The organism is Streptomyces sp. ITFR-16 (assembly GCF_031844705.1).
Classification (GTDB): Bacteria; Actinomycetota; Actinomycetes; order Streptomycetales; family Streptomycetaceae; genus Streptomyces.
The window spans coordinates 257891-274891 of the sequence record NZ_CP134609.1 but is presented as its reverse complement, the minus strand read 5'-3'; the positions used below and the strand labels follow the sequence as shown (position 1 = coordinate 274891).

At 72.4% G+C, this 17001-nt stretch carries 15 protein-coding genes and 2 pseudogenes; 7 read left to right on the top strand and 10 right to left on the bottom strand.

The annotated features are described in order from the left end of the window. Positions 1 to 43: 43 nt before the first annotated feature. The 6 genes from RLT58_RS01300 to RLT58_RS01275 all read right to left on the bottom strand — a co-directional run bounded on the left by RLT58_RS01300 (position 44) and on the right by RLT58_RS01275 (position 7106). Complete coding sequence (locus tag RLT58_RS01300) at positions 44 to 1510, bottom strand: rhamnulokinase (RefSeq protein WP_311308479.1); 1467 nt, start codon at positions 1508 to 1510, stop codon at positions 44 to 46. After that, on the bottom strand, positions 1507 to 3552 hold the full coding sequence (locus tag RLT58_RS01295) for a bifunctional aldolase/short-chain dehydrogenase (RefSeq protein WP_311308478.1): 2046 nt from the start codon (positions 3550 to 3552) through the stop codon (positions 1507 to 1509). Before RLT58_RS01295 ends, RLT58_RS01300 begins: the two co-directional genes overlap by 4 nt. Positions 3553 to 3619: 67 nt before the next feature. Continuing rightward, positions 3620 to 4786, bottom strand: coding sequence for an L-rhamnose isomerase (gene rhaI, locus RLT58_RS01290; RefSeq protein WP_311308477.1), 1167 nt, complete (start codon positions 4784 to 4786; stop codon positions 3620 to 3622). 261 nt (positions 4787 to 5047) lie between these two features. Continuing rightward, positions 5048 to 5935, bottom strand: a complete 888-nt coding sequence (locus tag RLT58_RS01285; protein WP_311308476.1) for a carbon-nitrogen hydrolase family protein — start codon at positions 5933 to 5935, stop codon at positions 5048 to 5050. A 363-nt stretch (positions 5936 to 6298) separates the two neighbouring features. Then, the gene (locus RLT58_RS01280; protein ID WP_311308475.1) at positions 6299 to 6526 is read right to left on the bottom strand and encodes a hypothetical protein; all 228 of its coding nucleotides are present in this window, start codon (positions 6524 to 6526) and stop codon (positions 6299 to 6301) included. Positions 6527 to 6614: 88 nt separating this feature from the next. Then, positions 6615 to 7106: a hypothetical protein gene (locus RLT58_RS01275; RefSeq protein ID WP_311308474.1), complete on the bottom strand. Its 492-nt coding sequence runs from the start codon at positions 7104 to 7106 to the stop codon at positions 6615 to 6617. Positions 7107 to 7237: 131 nt separating this feature from the next. Here RLT58_RS01275 and RLT58_RS01270 point away from each other — a divergent pair, with 131 nt between their 5' ends. Continuing rightward, on the top strand, positions 7238 to 8092 hold the full coding sequence (locus tag RLT58_RS01270; RefSeq protein ID WP_311308473.1) for a pentapeptide repeat-containing protein: 855 nt from the start codon (positions 7238 to 7240) through the stop codon (positions 8090 to 8092). Positions 8093 to 8107: 15 nt separating this feature from the next. Here the strand turns inward: RLT58_RS01270 and RLT58_RS01265 are convergent, their stop codons facing one another. Continuing rightward, entirely contained in the window at positions 8108 to 8614 is a 507-nt protein-coding gene (locus RLT58_RS01265; protein WP_311308472.1) for an SRPBCC family protein, read from the bottom strand. A gap of 226 nt (positions 8615 to 8840) precedes the next feature. Between RLT58_RS01265 and RLT58_RS01260 the strand changes: the two are divergent. Beyond that, a pseudogene (locus RLT58_RS01260) lies at positions 8841 to 10215 on the top strand (radical SAM protein). Between the two features lie 141 nt (positions 10216 to 10356). Here the strand turns inward: RLT58_RS01260 and RLT58_RS01255 are convergent. After that, the gene (locus RLT58_RS01255) at positions 10357 to 11124 is read right to left on the bottom strand and encodes a LysR family transcriptional regulator (protein WP_311308471.1); all 768 of its coding nucleotides are present in this window, start codon (positions 11122 to 11124) and stop codon (positions 10357 to 10359) included. A gap of 115 nt (positions 11125 to 11239) precedes the next feature. On the opposite strand from RLT58_RS01255, the gene RLT58_RS01250 reads away from it, so the two are divergent. Continuing rightward, positions 11240 to 12112 (top strand): oxidoreductase, encoded by an 873-nt coding sequence (locus RLT58_RS01250; protein ID WP_311308470.1) that lies wholly within the window; start codon positions 11240 to 11242, stop codon positions 12110 to 12112. A 73-nt stretch (positions 12113 to 12185) separates the two neighbouring features. Here the strand turns inward: RLT58_RS01250 and RLT58_RS01245 are convergent. Continuing rightward, positions 12186 to 12854, bottom strand: a pseudogene (locus RLT58_RS01245) (NADPH-dependent F420 reductase); the annotation flags it as partial. Positions 12855 to 13038: 184 nt separating this feature from the next. On the opposite strand from RLT58_RS01245, the gene RLT58_RS01240 reads away from it, so the two are divergent. The 4 genes from RLT58_RS01240 (at position 13039) to RLT58_RS01225 (ending at position 15568) form a co-directional block, all read left to right on the top strand. After that, a complete protein-coding gene (locus RLT58_RS01240) occupies positions 13039 to 13590 on the top strand; it encodes a glycoside hydrolase family 25 protein (RefSeq protein ID WP_311308469.1) in 552 nt (183 codons plus the stop codon). A 130-nt stretch (positions 13591 to 13720) separates the two neighbouring features. Then, complete coding sequence (gene adhP / locus RLT58_RS01235) at positions 13721 to 14746, top strand: alcohol dehydrogenase AdhP (protein ID WP_311308468.1); 1026 nt, start codon at positions 13721 to 13723, stop codon at positions 14744 to 14746. A gap of 52 nt (positions 14747 to 14798) precedes the next feature. Next, on the top strand, positions 14799 to 15263 hold the full coding sequence (locus RLT58_RS01230) for a MarR family winged helix-turn-helix transcriptional regulator (protein WP_311308467.1): 465 nt from the start codon (positions 14799 to 14801) through the stop codon (positions 15261 to 15263). A 35-nt stretch (positions 15264 to 15298) separates the two neighbouring features. After that, a complete protein-coding gene (locus tag RLT58_RS01225; protein ID WP_311308466.1) occupies positions 15299 to 15568 on the top strand; it encodes a hypothetical protein in 270 nt (89 codons plus the stop codon). Between the two features lie 8 nt (positions 15569 to 15576). Here the strand turns inward: RLT58_RS01225 and RLT58_RS01220 are convergent, their stop codons facing one another. Then, a complete protein-coding gene (locus RLT58_RS01220) occupies positions 15577 to 16860 on the bottom strand; it encodes a nucleotidyl transferase AbiEii/AbiGii toxin family protein (RefSeq protein ID WP_311308465.1) in 1284 nt (427 codons plus the stop codon). Positions 16861 to 17001: the final 141 nt, after the last annotated feature.

Below are 17001 nucleotides of genomic sequence, written 5' to 3'. Positions count from 1 at the left end.
TTCTCGTGAGTGTTCTTCTCGTCAGTGGTCGCGAGGACGGGCCCTAGCCCTTGAGCCGGGCCTCCGCCCGGTCCCAGGCACGCATGTCCCCCCGCGGCTCGTAGTGCCGCAGCTCCTGTGTACGGGAGACCAGCCGGCGCATAGCGGCCAGACCGTCCAGCAGACCGTGGGCGCGCGCCTGTACCAGGATGTTGCCGAGCGCCGTCGCCTCCGCCGGCCCCGCCGTCACCGGAAGACCGCTCGCGTCGGCCGTCCACTGGCACAGCAGCTCATTGCGCGAGCCCCCGCCGACCAGATGGATCCGCGCAGGATCACGGCCCGCGAGCCCGGCGGCCTGCCGCAGCGTACGGCGGTGAGCCAGCGCCAGGCTCTCCAGCACACAGCGCACATAGCCGCCCGGCGCCCGGGGCGGGCTCTGCCCGGTGCGCCGCAGATACGCGTCGATCCGGGCCGGCATGTCGCCCGGCGCGAGGAACGACACGTCGTCCGGGTCGATCACCGCCGCGAAGGGATGAGCGGCCGCCGCGTCGGCGAGCAGCCCGCCCAGATCCGGCGCGGCCCCCTCGCGCTCCCACACCCGACGGCACTCCTCCAGCAGCCACATGCCCATGATGTTCCGGAGGTAGCGCACGGTGCCGTTCACCCCGCGCTCATTGGTGAAGTTCGCCGCGCGCGACTCCTCGGACAGCACCGGCGCGTCCAGTTCCAGACCCGCCAGCGACCAGGTCCCGCAGGAGACGTACGCGAAGTCCCGCTCCCGCGCCGGTACGGCCACGACAGCCGACGCCGTGTCGTGCGAGGCGACCGTCGTCACCGGGGTCGCGGCCGGCAGACCGGTGAACTCCGCGACGTGCGGCAGCAGCGTCCCCGCCGGATCGCCCGGCTCGCGCAGCGGCGGAAAGAGCGAACGCGGCAGCCCGAGCCGGCCGATCAGCGCATCGGACCAGTCACCGGACCGCGCGTCGAACAGCCCCGTCGTCGAGGCGTTCGTGCGCTCCGCCCCCACCGCCCCCGTCAGCCAGTGCACCAGCAGATCCGGCATCAGCAGCAGGGTCCGGGCCGTGCCCCACTGAGCGGTGCCCCGGTGCGCGAGCAGCTGGAAGACCGTGTTGAACGGCAGGTGCTGGAGACCGCTGACGGCATACAGCTCCTGCGGACCGCAGCCCTCCGGCAGCCGTTCTGCGGCCTGGTCGTTGCGCGCGTCCCGGTAGTGGAACGGCAGCCCCAGCAGCGATCCGTCGGCGTCCAGCAGCCCGTAGTCCACCGCCCAGGTGTCGACACCGACCGAGGCGACCGGCCCGCCGCGCCCGGCCGCGCGCAGCCCGTCCAGCATCCCCTGGTACAGGGCCGGTACGTCCCAGCGCAGCCCGTCGGGCAGCCGCACCGGAGTGTTCGCGAACCGGTGCGCCTCGGTGAGTTCGAGTGTGCCGGGCCCGACGCGGCCGGTGATCACCCGGCCGCTGGTCGCGCCGAGGTCCACGGCGGCGAAGACGCGGTCGCCGCCGGTCATCGAAGGAAGGCCGCCGCCACACCGGCGTCGACCGGAATGTGCAGGCCGGTGGTGTGGGTGAGTTCGCCGCCCGTCAGCGCGAACACGGCGTTGGCGACATGCTCGGGCAGCACCTCGCGCTTGAGCAGGGTCCGCTGGGCGTAGAACTCGCCGAGCTTCTCCTCCTCGATGCCGTACGTGGCCGCCCGCTGGGCGCCCCAGCCCGCGGCGAAGATCCCCGAACCGCGCACCACCCCGTCCGGGTTGACCCCGTTGACCCGGATGCCGTCCCCGCCGAGCTCCGCCGCCAGCAGCCGCACCTGATGGGCCTGGTCGGCCTTGGTCGCCGAGTAGGCGATGTTGCTGGGACCGGCGAACACGGCGTTCTTGGACGCGATGTAGACGATGTCCCCGCCGATGCCCTGCGCCCGCATGACCCGGGCCGCCTCGCGCGAGACGAGGAACGAGCCGCGCGCCATGATGTCGTGCTGGAGGTCCCAGTCGTGCGCGGTCGTCTCCAGGAGTGGTTTGGAGATGGAGATCCCGGCGTTGTTGACGACCAGGTCCACCCCGCCGAAGGCGAGCACCGCGGCCCGGAACGCCTCGGTGATCTGCTCCTCGTCGGTGACGTCGACCGTCACCGCCACCGCCCGGTCGGGCCCGCCCAGCTCCTCCGCGACCGCGACCGCGTTCGCGGCGTTCAGATCCGCGACGACGACGCACGCGCCCTCGGCGACCAGCCGGTGCGCGATGGCCCGCCCGATGCCCGAACCGGCCCCGGTCACCAGCGCGACCCGGGTGGCCAGCGGCTTCGCCTTCGGCATCCGGCGCAGCTTGGCCTCCTCCAGCTCCCAGTACTCGATGCGGAACTTCTCGGACTCCTCGATCGGCGCGTACGAGGAGACGGCCTCCGCGCCCCGCATCACATTGACGGCATTGAGGTAGAACTCCCCGGCGACTCGGGCGGTCTGCTTGTCCTTGCCGAAGGAGAACATCCCCACCCCCGGCACCAGCACGATCGCCGGATCGGCGCCGCGCATGGCGGGGGAGCCGGGCACGGCGTGCCGCTCGTAGTACGCGCGGTACGCCTCGCGGTACGCGCCGTGCAGTTCCCTCAGCCGCTCCACGGCCTCCTCGACCGGGGCGTCCGCCGGAAGGTCCAGGACCAGCGGGCTGACCTTCGTCCGCAGGAAGTGGTCCGGGCAGGAGGTGCCGAGGGCGGCGAGCCGGGGATGCTCCGCGCGTGAGAGGAAGTCCAGCACCGGTTCGGCATCCGAGAAGTGACCCACCTGCGGCCGGTCCGTGGACGCCAGGCCACGGATCACCGGGGCCAGCGCGGCGGCCCGCGCGCGCCGCTCCCCGGGCGGCAGGGCGGTGCGGCCGGGCAGGACCGCCCCGAAGGGCTCGTCCTTGCCGTGCTCCCGCAGGAAGGTCTCGGCGGTGCGGATCATCCAGAGCGCGTTCTGCTCGCACTCCTGCGACGTCCCGCCCCACGCGGTGATCCCGTGCCCGCCGAGCACGACGCCGACCGCCTGCGGGTTGGCCTCCTTGACGGCGGCGATGTCCAGGCCGAGCTGGAAGCCGGGCCGGCGCCAGCCCACCCAGGCCACCTTGTCGCCGAAGCACTCGGCGGTCAGCTTCTCGCCGTCCGCCGCGCACGCCAGGGCGATCCCCGAGTCCGGGTGCAGATGGTCGACGTGCGCCGCCTCGACCAGCGCGTGCATGGCGGTGTCGATGGACGGTGCGGCGCCCCCCTTGCCGTGCAGGCAGTAGTCGAACGCCGCGACCATCTCGTCTTCGCGCTCCACCCCCGGGTACACCTCCTTGAGGGCGCGGACCCGGTCCAGGCGCAGCACCGCCAGCCCCTCCTCCTTCAGAGTGCCGAGGTCGCCCCCGGAGCCCTTGACCCACAGGAGTTCGGTCTCGCCGCCGGTGACCGGGTCGGCGCCGGCGGCCTTCACCGAGGTGTTGCCGCCGGCGTAGTTGGTGTTGCGGGGGTCGGAACCGAGCCGGTGCGCGCGTTCCAGGAGCGCGGCGACCTCGGGGTGCGTCGCGGACGTCATGAGGTTTCCTCCGGGTAGAAGTGCGGGGACGACGGATGGGGCGCGGTGCGGGGAGCGGGTACGGAGGTCAGGCGCCCCATCCGGCCTGGGTGCCGCCGACCCGGTCGGCGGCGATGCGCTCCTGGTTGCCGGAGGCGAGATAGGCGGCGACCGGGTCCCCGGCGAGCCCCTGCTCCTCGCGGACCTCGGCCAGCAGCGGCCGTACATCGGTGTTGAACGCGTCCATCAGCACGGCGTTCGACGCCAGGACATCGCCCGACCGCTGGGCGGCGCCGAGTGCGTCCACGTCGACCAGGAGGGCCTTGGCCGTGGCCTCCTGCACATTGGCCACGGACCGGATCACGGCCGGGATCTTGGCCTCGATGTTGTGGCACTGGTCGAGCATGAAGTTGACCCGGGTCCCGGCCCGCAGACCGCCGTTCTTCACGACCTCGTGCATGATCCGGAACAGCTGGAAGGGGTCGGCGGCCCCGGCCATCAGGTCGTCGTCCGCGTAGAAGCGGGAGTTGAAGTCGAAGGCGCCGAGCCGGCCCTCCCGCAGCAGGAGGGCGACGATGAACTCGATGTTCGTACCCGGGGCGTGGTGCCCGGTGTCCACGACCACCTGCGCCTTGGGGCCGAGCTTCAGGCAATGGGCGTACGCCGTGCCCCAGTCGGGCACATCGGTGGTGTAGAACGCCGGCTCGAAGAGCTTGTACTCCAGCAGCATGCGCTGGTCGTCGCCCAGCCGCTCGTACACCTCGGCCAGCGCCTCGGCCAGCCGGTCCTGCCGGGCGACGATGTCGTCCTGGCCCGGGTAGTTGGTGCCGTCGGAGAACCACAGCTTGAGGTCGGGCGAGCCGGTCGCGTCCATCACGTCGACGCACTCCAGCAGATGGTCGGTCGCCTTGCGCCGCACCGCAGGGTCGGGATGGGTGACCGAGCCCAGCTTGAAGTCGTCGTCCTGGAAGACGTTGGAGTTGATCGCGCCGATCCGCAGTCCGAGGCCCTCGGCGTGCCGGGTCAGCTCGGTGTAGTCGGCCACCTTGTCCCAGGGGATGTGCAGCGACACCTTCGGGGCGACCCCGGTGAACGCGTGGACCTGCGCCGCGTCCGCCATCTTCTCGAACGGATCGCGGGGAACCCCCGGCTGCGCGAAGACCTTGAAGCGGGTCCCGGAATTGCCGTAGCCCCACGAAGGGGTCTCGATCACCTGGGACTTCAGGGCTGCCTTGACGGCCGACACATCGGACATGAGCACCTCGTAAGCAGAGTCATCAGGCGACCGCAGCCGTCTGGATGTGAATCGCGGGGGTGAATCGTTTCATCCGGAACGTACGCTAGGTTTGCCGTCAGTCACTAGTCAAGCTGCTGGTCAGTCTTCTTCCGCTGTTGAATCAATTCACCCCGGATCGGGGCGTCCCGGCCGAAGACGGACCCGGCCCGCCCGAGGTGTCTCGGGCGGGCCGGGCCGACGCGCTCCCACCCGCACGGGTGGGCCAGGGGTGAACGGCCCCTAGAAACCGGTGCGGTCGCTGCTGCGGGCGTCCTCGACGCGGTGCTCGTCGTAGAGTTCGGCGCGGGCCCGCCGGCGCCACGGCCGGGCCAGCGCGCTCGTCGGATCCTGCGTTCCGAGGTCCGCGAAGGTCAGCGAGGGCGTCGCGTCCGCCCGGCACCGGGCCGCCCACTCACCGTCCGGGGCGATGATTCCCGCCGGGGAGGTGGCGCCCCGCTGGGCCGGGACGGCGAAACCGGCCCAGTAGCGGTTGGTCGCCGCATGCGCCCGGATCTCCGTCGCGAAGGACTCCCCGCCGCCGGCCCCGCCCGTGGTCGAGAACAGGACGGCGTCGACGTCGAGCCGCTCGTACTCGCCGAACAGCTCCGGGAAGTGGGCCTCCATGCCCAGCGTCAGGCCGAACCGGACGCCGTCCACCTCGAAGGTGACCGGCGCCGAACCCGGCGCGTAAAGATGGGAGATCTTCGTGTGCGACAGCATGCGCTCGTCGTACCGCGTCACGACCTCGCCGCGGTCGGAGAGCACATACAGGCTGTTGTGCGGCCGGTGGGGCGGGGTGAGCCGGTGCACCGAGCCGAGCACGGTCCACAGCCCCAGCTCCCGCGCCAGCCGCGCGGTCGCCGCCAGCTCCTCCCGGAGCACGTTCCAGGGGAAGCGGCCCCAGTCGGCGGGGCCGGCCTCGTCCGGGCCGTCGACGGACAGCGCCCGCTTGCCGGGGAAGCAGGTCGCCCCTTCGGGGAACTGCACCACCCTGGCGCCGGCCGCGCGGGCCTCCCGCATCAGACGGCGGACCTCGGCACCGCTGTCCCTCAACTCGGCGCCGCTGAGGGGGTTCTCACGGACCGTGGACTGCGCCACGGCGAGTCGTACGTTCTTGGTTTCCGGCATGACGTCTCCTTGGGGAGCCGAACGGAAAAGCCGGAGGGCAGTCGTATAGGACTGGCCGGTCTTGGCCGCGCGGGCACGCACCCGGCGCTTGAGATTCCTGTGGGCTGTCATCTGGCCTTCCACGCCACGGACGTCAGCCCCCCAGCGACCACGCCCGAGACGATCGGACCACGACAGCGACCTGAGACAAGAAGTCCCTTTGCCTCCGTCGAAGGCCGAGCTGGGGACGGCCGGGGAGGTGAGGCGCAGGCCACGCCGGGTGGCCATCCTGCCGTCGGTGATCCGCCCTCGTCAAGAACGAATTCCGGGCGGCCCCACCAGGGGCCACCCGCCGCCCCCGGCCCGCCCGTCACCGCCCGCCGTTCAGTGCCCGGTGCCCGTCAGGCTCGGCCGGAGCGACCGCACGAGGTCGAAGAACCGCGACTCGTTGCCCGCGAATCCGGCACGCCGCAGCGCACCGTCGGCCTCCTCGATCGGTGAGGCGAGCAACGGCAGGTAGACGGGCGGCCCGTCGGGATCGGAGAGGGCCGCCCGGGTGGCCTCCAGTAAACGGACATACGCCTGCGCCGCGGCGATCTCGTCCTTGCGCATCTCAGCATCTCCCGGTCAGAGGTGTCGGACCCACCAGCATCCCCCACGGGTCTGACAGCGGGCCCCCGTACCGCGCGCGGCACGGCCGCTATCGGCCGTCCGGCCGACGTATTCCCACCGGTGGCTCGACCTCCAGGAACCGCCGGCGGCGCGGCCCTCGGTACAGCAGCGCGGTCCAGCCCGACTCCCGCAGCACCGCCGAGCACCGCGTCAGCGCGGCCTCCTCCTCGTGCGCCGCGCCGCTGCCGGGCGGGCCGAGCCACTCCACCCGTACGGTGCCCGGGGCCTCGCCCGCCGCCACGCGGTACCCCGTCGCCGTGCGCGGCCCCGCCGGGTCCACCGCCGACGCGTTCACTCCCGCCGCCTCCAGCGCCAGGGCGACGGCCCGTACCGGCCGGTGCAGTTCCCACGGAGCGGGCACCGACTCCGGGTCCGCGTGGCCGGGCCGGGTCAGCCGTCTGATCTGGAGCATCCCGGCGAACGCGGTCCGCACCGACGCGGCACGCGCCTGCGGCGGATCCGGGGGTGCCGGGCCGTCCCCGGTGGCCGGTTCGAACCCGTTGTCCTCGTCGGCGCCCATCCCTGCCCCCTGCCCTCGGCTCCGTACCGCACTGCTGTCAGTGTGCGCCGCCCCACTGACAACGCACCGTTCACCCGGGATGGGTAGTCTCGACCGGTCAGCGACGCCGCACTCCTAAGGACCCACGCACCGTGCCCGACAACGAACCCGCCTCCGGTGACGACCGTGCGGACAGCACCGGCCGGCAGGCCCTGCGCGCCGACTGCGGGAACTGCTTCGGGCTGTGCTGTGTCGCGCTGACCCTGACCCGGTCCGCGGACTTCGCCGTCAACAAGGACGCCGGCAAGCCCTGCCGCAACCTTCAGGACGACTTCCGCTGCGGAATCCACACCCGGCTGCGCACCGAGGGCTTCCCCGGCTGCACGGTGTACGACTGCTTCGGCGCCGGCCAGAAGGTGTCGCAGGAGACCTACGGCGGGAAGGACTGGCGCCGCGCGCCGGAGACCGCTCAGCAGATGTTCCAGGTCTTCCCGGTCGTGCGCCAGCTCCACGAACTGCTCTGGTACCTCACCGAGGCGGCCGGGCTCGCGCCCGCCCGCTCCCTGCGGGGAGAGATCCGGCGGACCCTCGAAGCCACCGAGGAGCTCACCCGTCTCGACGCCGGTGCCTTCGCCGGCCTGGACGTGGCCGCGCACCGGGACGAGGTCGCCGCCCTGCTGGCACGCACCAGCGCGCTCGTACGTGCCACCGCGCCCGGCAGGAAGAAGCGCAACCACCGAGGGGCCGACCTGATCGGCGCCCGGCTCAAGGGCGCCGATCTCCGGGGCGCCGACCTGCGCGGCGCCTTCCTCATCGCGGCGGACCTCGGCGGCGCCGATCTGCGGCTGGCCGACCTCATCGGCGCCGACTTCCGCGACGCCGAGCTGTCCGGCGCCGATCTGACCGGGGCCCTCTTCCTCACCCAGGCCCAGCTGAACGCCGCCCGGGGGAACGGCGCCACCCGGCTCCCGGCGTCCCTCGGCCGCCCCGCGCACTGGGAGAAGTGACGGGGCGCCGGCCGCTCAGGCGTCCGGGGCCTCCAGCACCGCCTTGAGGCGTTCGAGCGTGGTGCGGATGTTCCGGCGCTGGAACACGGCGAAGGTGTGGCCCCGGGTCGCCACCCGGTCGAAGGTGTTGGCCAGGAAGTCGGGCCAGGCACGGCGGTCGTCGGTCCAGGTCTCGGTGACCCGGGTGCCGCCCTCCACGGGCTCGAAGCGGTACTCCCAGGTGGCGATGGGACCCGGCAGCACCGGCCGCCGGGCGCCGATGGCGTGCACCCGGAAGGCGAACCGCTCGGCCGGGTCGGCCGCCGTGACCGTGCACCGGGTCGTCCAGCTCACCGGGCCCCGCTTGTTGCGGCCCTCGAACACCATGCCGACGTAGGTGCCCCGGCGCTCCCCGAGCACCTTCGCACCCCGGTTCTCCGGGCTCCAGCGGCCCATGGCCGTGGGGTCGCTCAGCCGGGCGTAGACGTCCGAGGGCTCGGCGAGGACCACGATGCTGTCCGACACGGACATGGTGCGGGGCATGGAGCACTTCCGTTCCGCGGCCGACTGCGGCAACCACCGGGGCGTCGGGCCGACCGCACGGCCGACGGCCTCCCCGGACGCCACACCTTACTCACCGGTCACATAGGCTCCGGCGGGGGCACCGGCGGATCCGGACCCGGCGGCGAGAACGCTTCGCGGCCGTGGTTCGTTGCACAGTCGGCGTACCCGGAACGCCTACGACGACAGGACCGAGGAGCCCGCACCCATGCCCAGCCGCACCGACCCCGGACGCACCGAACCCGGCAGCACCGACGCGAGCCGCACCCGCCTGATCGAGCGGCTCATGGAGCAGTTCCCGCACGTGCCGCGCGAGGCCGTCATCAAGGAGGACCTGCTGCGCGGCGGCCTGGCCTTCGACGACTCCGCGCTCAGCGACAACGAGCAGGGCGACGTCAAGCCGAAGTCGTACTTCATCTTCTCCTTCGACCACGGCACCCTGCCGGAGCTGGGAGCGGCCGCGCTGCGCCGCCCGCCGGAGGAGATCGTGCTCACCGGTGGTCCGTACGAGCTGCGGCGCACCGTCGTCTCCGTCCGGGTCAACCCCGCGTCCCCCTACCGGGTCGCGGCCGACGCCGACGGGGTGCTCGGGCTCTACCTGGACGGCCGGCGCATCTCCGACGTGGGGCTGCCGCCGATGCCGGACTACTACCGGCACACCCTGGAGAACGGCAAGTCCGTGATGGAGGTGGCGCCCACGATCCAGTGGGGCTACCTCGTCTACCTCACGGTCTTCCGTGTCTGCCAGTACTTCGGCGCGAAGGAGGAGTGCCAGTACTGCGACATCAACCACAACTGGCGCCAGCACAAGGCCGCGGGGCGCCCGTACACCGGGGTGAAGCCGGTCGAGGAGGTCCTCGAGGCCCTGGCCATCATCGACCGCTACGACACCGCGAAGACCTCCACCGCGTACACCCTCACCGGCGGTGCCATCACCTCACACATCGGCGGACGCGACGAGGCCGACTTCTACGGGCAGTACGCCAAGGCCATCGAGGAGCGCTTCCCCGGCCGGTGGATCGGCAAGGTCGTCGCCCAGGCCCTGCCCAAGGCCGACGTGCAGCGCTTCCACGACTACGGGGTGCGGATCTACCACCCCAACTACGAGGTGTGGGACCGCCGGCTGTTCGAGCTGTACTGCCCGGGCAAGGAGCGCTACGTCGGCCGTGACGAGTGGCACCGCCGCATCCTGGACTCCGCCGAGGTGTTCGGCGCCCGCAATGTCATCCCCAACTTCGTGGCAGGCGTGGAGATGGCCGAGCCCTTCGGCTTCACCACGGTCAAGGAGGCGATCGACTCGACCACCGAGGGCCTGCGGTTCTTCATGTCGCACGGGATCACCCCGCGCTTCACCACCTGGTGCCCCGAGCCGACGACACCGCTGGGCAAGACCAACCCGGACGGTGCGCCGCTGGAGTACCACATCCGGCTGCTGGACGCCTACCGGGCGACGATGGAGGAGTACGGTCTCAGCTCGCCCCCCCGGCTACGGGCCGCCCGGCCCCGGCCGTGCGGTGTTCTCGGTCAGCTCCTTCATGGACAGCCTGCCGGCCCGACCGCAGGAGGCGGGGGAGACACCCTGACCGGCCCCGCTACCCGCTCACCGGCCCCGTGCCGGCCGCGAGTTCGCGTACGACACGGGCGAAGCCCCGTACCAGCGCGGTGTCCGCGCCCTGCGCCCAGGCGAGGACCACGCGCAGCGGCTCGACGTCGGTGAGCGGGACCTAGGACAGGTCGGGGCGCGCGTAGTACCGCGCCATGCTCTGGGGGGCGAAGCAGATGGCGGCCCCTTCCGCCACCTGTTCCAGCATCTCCTCGACGTTGTCGTTGGTCGGTCCCCACACCGGGCTCGAACCGTCCGGCCTCGGGTTGACCGCCCACCAGTCCACCCACTGGCGCGGTGCCCGCTGTGTCCACAGCAGCGGCTCGTCGCCGACCTCCAGCACCGAGACGCCGGAACGGGAGGCCAGGGCGTGCCCGGCAGGCAGGCCCACCACGCGCGGTTCGGTGTGCACCAGTTCGGTGTGCAGGCCGGTCAGGTCGTTGGGCAGCCAGACGAAGGAGACGTCGGCCAGGCCGTCGCGCAGCGCGTCGGCCTCCTGCCCCCAGTCGTAGCGCTTGGGCGCCACCCGGACCCCCGGGTGGCGCCGGGAGAACTCCGCCCGCGCCCGGGTGGTGAGTTCACCGGCGCCGCTCGCCTCGAAGCCCACCCGCAGCATGCCCGCCTCGCCCCGGCTGTGCCGCTCGGCGGCGGCCGTCACACGCTCGGACTGGCGCACCGTGAGCAGCGCCTCGGCGATCACGTCGCGCCCGGCGGGGGTCGCCGTCACGCCCCCGGCGTGCCGGTCGAAGAGCCGCACCCCGAGCTCGGACTCCAGGTTCTTGAGCGCGTACGACAGGGCGGGCTGGCTGACGAACAGCCGGCGGGCGGCCCGGCCGAGGTTCTCCTCCTCGGCGATCACGGTCAGATAGTGCAGCTGACGTAGCTCCATGCTGGGATCATAAGGCGTCTTTATCGATCCGGAGAGTTCTTGTCTTGGACCGTCGCGGGGCGCGGGTGACATAACTGAATCACCGCAACGACCTGATGAAGCGATGGAGTTGGACATGAACACCGTACCCACGACAGAGGCCCGCGAGCAGGCCGCCGGACGCGTCTGGCTGATCACCGGGGCCTCCTCGGGCTTCGGGCACGCGATCGCCTCGGCCGCCCTCGCCGCCGGGGACACCGTTGTCGCCACGGCCCGCAGGCCGGAGGCGCTCGACGGCCTCGTCGCCGCGTATCCCGACCGGGCCGTCGCCGTACAGCTGGACGTCACCGACACCGCGCGCATCGCGGACGTCGTGGCGGACACCGTCCTGTGGTACGGACGCGTCGACGTGCTGGTCAACAACGCCGGCATGGGGCTTGTCGGAGCCGTGGAGGAGACGAGCGACCGCGAGCTGCGCGACCTCATGGACCTGCACTTCTTCGGACCGGCCGCGCTGGTGCGCGCGGTGCTGCCGCACATGCGCCGCAACGGCTCCGGGGCGGTGGTCCAGATGAGCAGCATGGGCGGCAGGTTCACCTTCCCCGGCGTCGGCGGCTACTCCGCGACCAAGTTCGCCCTGGAGGGCCTGTCCGAGGCGCTCGCGGCCGAGGTGGCCCCGCACGGGATCAAGGTGCTGATCGTCGAACCCGGCTCGTTCCGGACGGGGTTCGCCGGCGGCGGCGCCCTGCGGCAGTCTGCGGCGCTGCCCGCCTACGAGGAGACCGTGGGCCCGGTCCGCAGCGGCCTCCCCGGCTCGGACGGCAAGCAGGAGGGCGACCCGGACAAGGCGGCGGCCGCCATCCTGACCGCCCTGGCCGCCGAGGACACCCCGCTGCGGCTGCCGCTCGGCAACGACGCGACGGACGCGGTCCTCGGTGCCCTCGACGCCTCCCGCGCCGAGACGCTGGCCTGGGAGAAGGTCAGCCGGGGCACGGGCTTCGACGACTGACCCCGGCAGGCGGGGTCAGGACGGTGGCGGCGTGCGGCTCGCGGGCAGTGCCCGCGAGCCGCACGCCGTGTTCTCAGGCCCGCCACTCCGCGGTGCGCTCGGGGGACGCGGCTGCCAGCGCCTTCTCGATCGCGGCGACGTCACCCTGGTTGCCGTACACGGGAGTTCCCGGCTGCTGGCGCCACGACTCGTCGATGCCGCCGGCGTCCACGGTGTCGAAGCCCAGCTCGTCGATCAGGTCACGGACGGTCTGCTTGGCGGCCGCGTCGTCACCCGCGACCGGCAGCGCCTGCCGGCCCGCGGTGCCCTGCGGCCGGCCCTTGTCGAGGATGTCCTGCGCGTACGTCCCGTTGAAGGCCTTGACGACGGGGTGACCGATCTGGCTCTCCGTCCAGCGGCTCTCCGTCAGCCCCTCCTCGATCGCGGCGATGCGGCCGTCGCGCTGCTGCGGGTAGTAGTTGCCGGTGTCGATGACGGCGACACCCTCGGCGGCGCCGTCGAGGAGGCCGGCGGGCAGATCCGGCACCGCCTTCAGCGGCACGGTGACGACCACGACCTGGGCGCCCTTCGCCGCCTCGGCCGCGGTCACCGCGGTGGCCCCGGTCTCCTCGACCAGCGCGGCGAGCGTCTGGGGACCGCGTGAATTGGCGACGGAGACCTCGTGGCCCAGTGCGGTGAGCCGCCGGGTGAGGTTGCCGCCGATGTTCCCTGCGCCGATGATGCCGATCTTCATGGATCCGACCTTCCGGTGGTGCGAGCGATACGTGAAACGGGTCTCGCCGGATCACCAACCAGGGGCCGCCGCGCCCTATTCCGGGTGACCGCAAAAAGGATTCACCTCCGGCTCGGCGGATGGGACCCGTCCACCGGGGGCACGTAACAGGGAAGAAAGCGGAATCACGTGGACCACTTGTAAGGCGGTGCCCATGCTGCACGGTGTCGACGTCAGCGCCTATCAGTCCTCCTTCGACACGGACGGACTCGATTTCGTCCTCATCAAGGCCACCGAGGGCCGTTCCTATGTCAATCCACGCCTGGCCGAGCAGACGAAACGCGCGCGGGACGCCGAATGCGTGGTCGGCTTCTATCACTTCCTGTGGCCCGGGAATATCTCGGCACAGGCGGAATACTTCCTGAGCAAGGCGCCCGAGAAGGCAGGCGAACTGCTCGCCGTCGACTGGGAGCAGAACGGCGAGGGCACCCGGGCCAGCAATGCCGAGAAGGACCGTTTCATCCGGGAGGTCAAGAAACGCCGGCCGCACCACCGGGTCCTGCTCTACTGCAACCGCTACTTCTGGCTGAATCACGACACGACCTCGTACGCCGGCGACGGGCTCTGGATCGCCGACTACGTCACGGCCGGAAAGCCCCGCATCAAGGCGTCCTGGCGCATCCACCAGTACACCGACCAGCCGTTCGACAAGGACGTCGCCAACTTCTCCTCGCGCGCCGCCATGCGCACCTGGGCCAAGGGCTGACGCCCCGGGCTCCCGAGGGACAAGGAGCGAGAACCGGCCATCCGAAATACTCTGTTTCGAGGCTTGCGCGCCGGGGCCGTGCCGACCACGACGGCCCGCCCGGCGCGACGCGTCGACCGGAGGAGCACCCATGAGAGCCGCCGTTGTCCGGAGCTTCACCGAGCCCCTGGTCGTCGAGGACCGCCCGGTTCCCGTCCCGGCGGGGCACCAGGTCCTCGTGCGGATGGAGGCCTCCGGGCTGTGCCACACCGACATCCACGCCGCCCGGGGCGACTGGCCGGTCAAGCCGAGCCCGCCGTTCGTCCCCGGGCACGAGGGCATCGGCATCGTGGAGGCCGCCGGTGACCGGGTCACCCATCTCGCGGTGGGGGACCGGGTCGCCATCCCCTGGCTCGGCGAGGCGTGCGGGCACTGCGACCACTGCGTCTCCGGCTGGGAGACGCTCTGCCTGGAGCAGCGCAACAGCGGCTACTCGGTCGACGGCAGCCACGCCGAGTACGCCCTCGCCCACGGCACCTACGTCGTGCCCGTGCCCGAGGGCATCGACCCGCTGGACGCCGCGCCCCTGACATGCGCCGGGGTCACCACGTACAAGGCCGTGAAGCTCTCCGGGGCGCGGCCCGGCACCCGCGCCCTCGTCTCCGGCATCGGCGGCCTCGGACACCTCGCCCTCCAGTACGCCCGGATCTTCGGCGCCGAGACCGTCGCCGTCGATGTCACCGACGAGAAACTTGCCCTCGCCCGGGAGCTGGGCGCCGACCATGTCATCGACGCCCGCGTCCAGGACGTGGCCGCGGAGACCCACCGCATCGGCGGCGCCGACGCGGCGATCTCGCTCGCGGTGAGCAACGAGTCCTTCGGCGCCGCCTACGGGGCGCTGCGCCGGGGTGGCACCCTGGTCCTGGTGGCGCTCCCGGCGGAGGGGAAACTGGAACTCCCGGTCTTCGACACGGTCCTGAACGGCACGAAGGTCGTCGGATCGATCGTCGGCACCCGCGAGGACCTCGCCGAGGTGTTCCGGCTGCACCGCCTCGGCCGTACCCGAGTGGTCCGCGAGAGCCGGGACCTGGCCGACATCAACACGTCGATCGACGAGGTGCTGGCGGGCAAGGTGTCCGGCCGCCTCGTGTTCGACCTGGGCGCCACAGCGGTCTGAGCCGCATTGGTGGGTGCGCACCCATGATGGGTGGGGCCCTACGATATACGTGATGAACGAGACCCCGCCCAGCCTCCTGGGACTCACGACCTACCTCATGTCGAAGACCGGGAAGACGGCCCGCAGCCGGCTCGCGGAGCGGCTGGCCGAGCGCGGGCTGCGGCTGCGCCACATGGCGGTGCTGGCCGCCCTGGCCGATTTCGGCCCCCATGTGCAGCGCGAACTCGCGGCGCGGCTCTCGATCGACCGCAGCGACATCGTGAAGATCGTGGACGAACTCGGCGCGGCGGGACTGGTGGAGCGGGAGCGCGACACCGGCGACCGGCGGCGGGTCACGGTCACCGTCACCCCGGCCGGCCGGACGCTGCTCGACGGCCTCCAGGCCGAGGCGCTCGATGTGCAGGACACCGTCCTGGCCCCGCTGAACGCCCGTGAACGCAAGCAGCTGACGGCCCTGTTGAAGCGGGTGCACGACCGCACGGAGGACGGTTCGGGGCCGGGGCGGGCAGGTCGCTGACCGATTCCGGGTACCGGGTGCGGCAGAATTCTGCGGTGACCACAGCCGCGGCTCAGCCGCCTCGTGACCGTGCGCTCGGGCGCGGTATCTCCACCCTCATTCCGCAGGCCGCGACCGCCACGCCCGCCGAACAGGCGGCCGCCGTGCTGACGGCCATGCAGAGCGTTCCGGTACGGGTCGGTGTGCTCCAGGCGGCCGTGGTGCTGCTGGATGAACGGGTGCGCGCCACCGGCGACGACGCGGAACGGGCCGCGGCGGCGACCACCGTGGCCATGCTCCGCAGCGCCATCGGCCAGGCGGGCTGACCGGCGGATCAGCGCAGCAGCTCCAGTGCCCGGCGGCAGTACTGGGGATTCTCCCGCCAGTAACGCCAGTTGTCCTCCCGGGCCAGTACGGCGGCGAGCGCGTCCCGCTCGCTCACCCGCTCGGGCCCGCAGACCTCCCGCACGACCACCACGGCCGCCGCGAGCCCCTCGAAACCGCCGCCCGCGAGGTGTCCCAGGACGGACGCGGGATCGGCGGGAGCCCTCTCCCGTGTGACCGCCACCAGCGGAGCAAGCCAGCGCGCCCAGCGGTCGTACGGAGTCTCGCCGGGCGGCTCCGCCTCGGCGAGCATCGGCTCCAGCGCCCGGCCCAGACGCCGGGTGAGTCCGGCCGCGGTGTCGGTCACCCAGGGGTAGTCGGCGACGAAGTGCTCCCAGCCCGTCTCCACGCCCAGGGTCTCGATCCACCAGCGCCCGGCGGGCCGCAGCCCGTCGGCGCCCGCGAGAGCGAAGGCGGCGCGCACCGTGTCGTAGCGGGGCGGGGTGTGCTCGGCCAGCAGCACCGCGTCGTACAGGTCCTTGCCCTGCGGATAGGCGTCGCTGACCAGCCAGAGCAGTTTCCAGGCCAGCGACAGGCCGGGGGAGGCGGCCAGGACCCGGCAGCCTGGGCCGTCGCCGAGGGGGCGCAGCCGCGTGCGGACCGGCGGTTGCGGCAGTGCCTCGTTGAACACCACATCGACCTGGACGGTGCCGCCCGGGATCCCGGGGGCTGTCCACGGCAGCACCATGCGGCGGCCCGGCACACGTTCGTACGTCCAGATGTCCTCGGTCACCAGGCCGGCCGCGTCGATCCGGACGGGCCCGCAGGCGGCGGTCCGCGCGTCCCGGGCGACGGTCTCGAAGAGCGACTCCGTGCGCGGGGAGTCCATCGCCCAGTCCTGCGGGACCACGACGAAGTCCAGATCGCCCGGGTCGCGCGCCGACTCCCCGAACCAGGTGGCCATCAACACGCTTCCCCGCAGCACCAGATGGTCCGCCCACGGCCCGGCGGCGACGGCCGCGAGGACGGTGTCCAGGGCCGTGCGCCGGGCGCGGTGCCAGGCGCGGGCGGCCCCGGGGTCGTCGAAGCGGGGCTCCCCGGCGCGGTAGGCGTCCGCGTACTGCTTGAGCGCGGGGTCGAAGACGACCGGCCGGCGCAGGCCGGGCGGGGACGGCAGCAGGGTACGCGGCAGGTCGTCGGGCCGGCGGGTCCGCTCGCTCAGGGGGCTGTGCGGAACGTACGGCGAACGGTGCCACAGTCCGTCCCACGTGGCGTCGTCGGCGGAGGATGTCATGGCGGGGCTCCTGGGCGGGAGCGGGCGGGCGCCCGCAGCTCGACGCGCGCGTCCGCACGTCCGGCAGCGAGCATAGTTTCCCGCCGGTCCCTGCGGCCCGGTGGCTCGAATGCCCCCGGTGGGCTCGGTGCCGGGCCGGGC

Coding starts and splice junctions, on each gene's coding strand:
- rhaI (WP_311308477.1), bottom strand. CDS start 4,786: ATGTCCGATGTGTCGGCCGTCAAGGCAGCCCTGAAGTCCCAGGTGATC.
- RLT58_RS01275 (WP_311308474.1), bottom strand. CDS start 7,106: ATGGGCGCCGACGAGGACAACGGGTTCGAACCGGCCACCGGGGACGGC.
- RLT58_RS01285 (WP_311308476.1), bottom strand. CDS start 5,935: ATGCCGGAAACCAAGAACGTACGACTCGCCGTGGCGCAGTCCACGGTC.
- adhP (WP_311308468.1), top strand. CDS start 13,721: ATGAGAGCCGCCGTTGTCCGGAGCTTCACCGAGCCCCTGGTCGTCGAG.
- RLT58_RS01300 (WP_311308479.1), bottom strand. CDS start 1,510: ATGACCGGCGGCGACCGCGTCTTCGCCGCCGTGGACCTCGGCGCGACC.
- RLT58_RS01265 (WP_311308472.1), bottom strand. CDS start 8,614: ATGCCCCGCACCATGTCCGTGTCGGACAGCATCGTGGTCCTCGCCGAG.
- RLT58_RS01280 (WP_311308475.1), bottom strand. CDS start 6,526: ATGCGCAAGGACGAGATCGCCGCGGCGCAGGCGTATGTCCGTTTACTG.
- RLT58_RS01240 (WP_311308469.1), top strand. CDS start 13,039: ATGCTGCACGGTGTCGACGTCAGCGCCTATCAGTCCTCCTTCGACACG.
- RLT58_RS01295 (WP_311308478.1), bottom strand. CDS start 3,552: ATGACGTCCGCGACGCACCCCGAGGTCGCCGCGCTCCTGGAACGCGCG.
- RLT58_RS01255 (WP_311308471.1), bottom strand. CDS start 11,124: ATGGAGCTACGTCAGCTGCACTATCTGACCGTGATCGCCGAGGAGGAG.
- RLT58_RS01230 (WP_311308467.1), top strand. CDS start 14,799: ATGAACGAGACCCCGCCCAGCCTCCTGGGACTCACGACCTACCTCATG.
- RLT58_RS01250 (WP_311308470.1), top strand. CDS start 11,240: ATGAACACCGTACCCACGACAGAGGCCCGCGAGCAGGCCGCCGGACGC.
- RLT58_RS01220 (WP_311308465.1), bottom strand. CDS start 16,860: ATGACATCCTCCGCCGACGACGCCACGTGGGACGGACTGTGGCACCGT.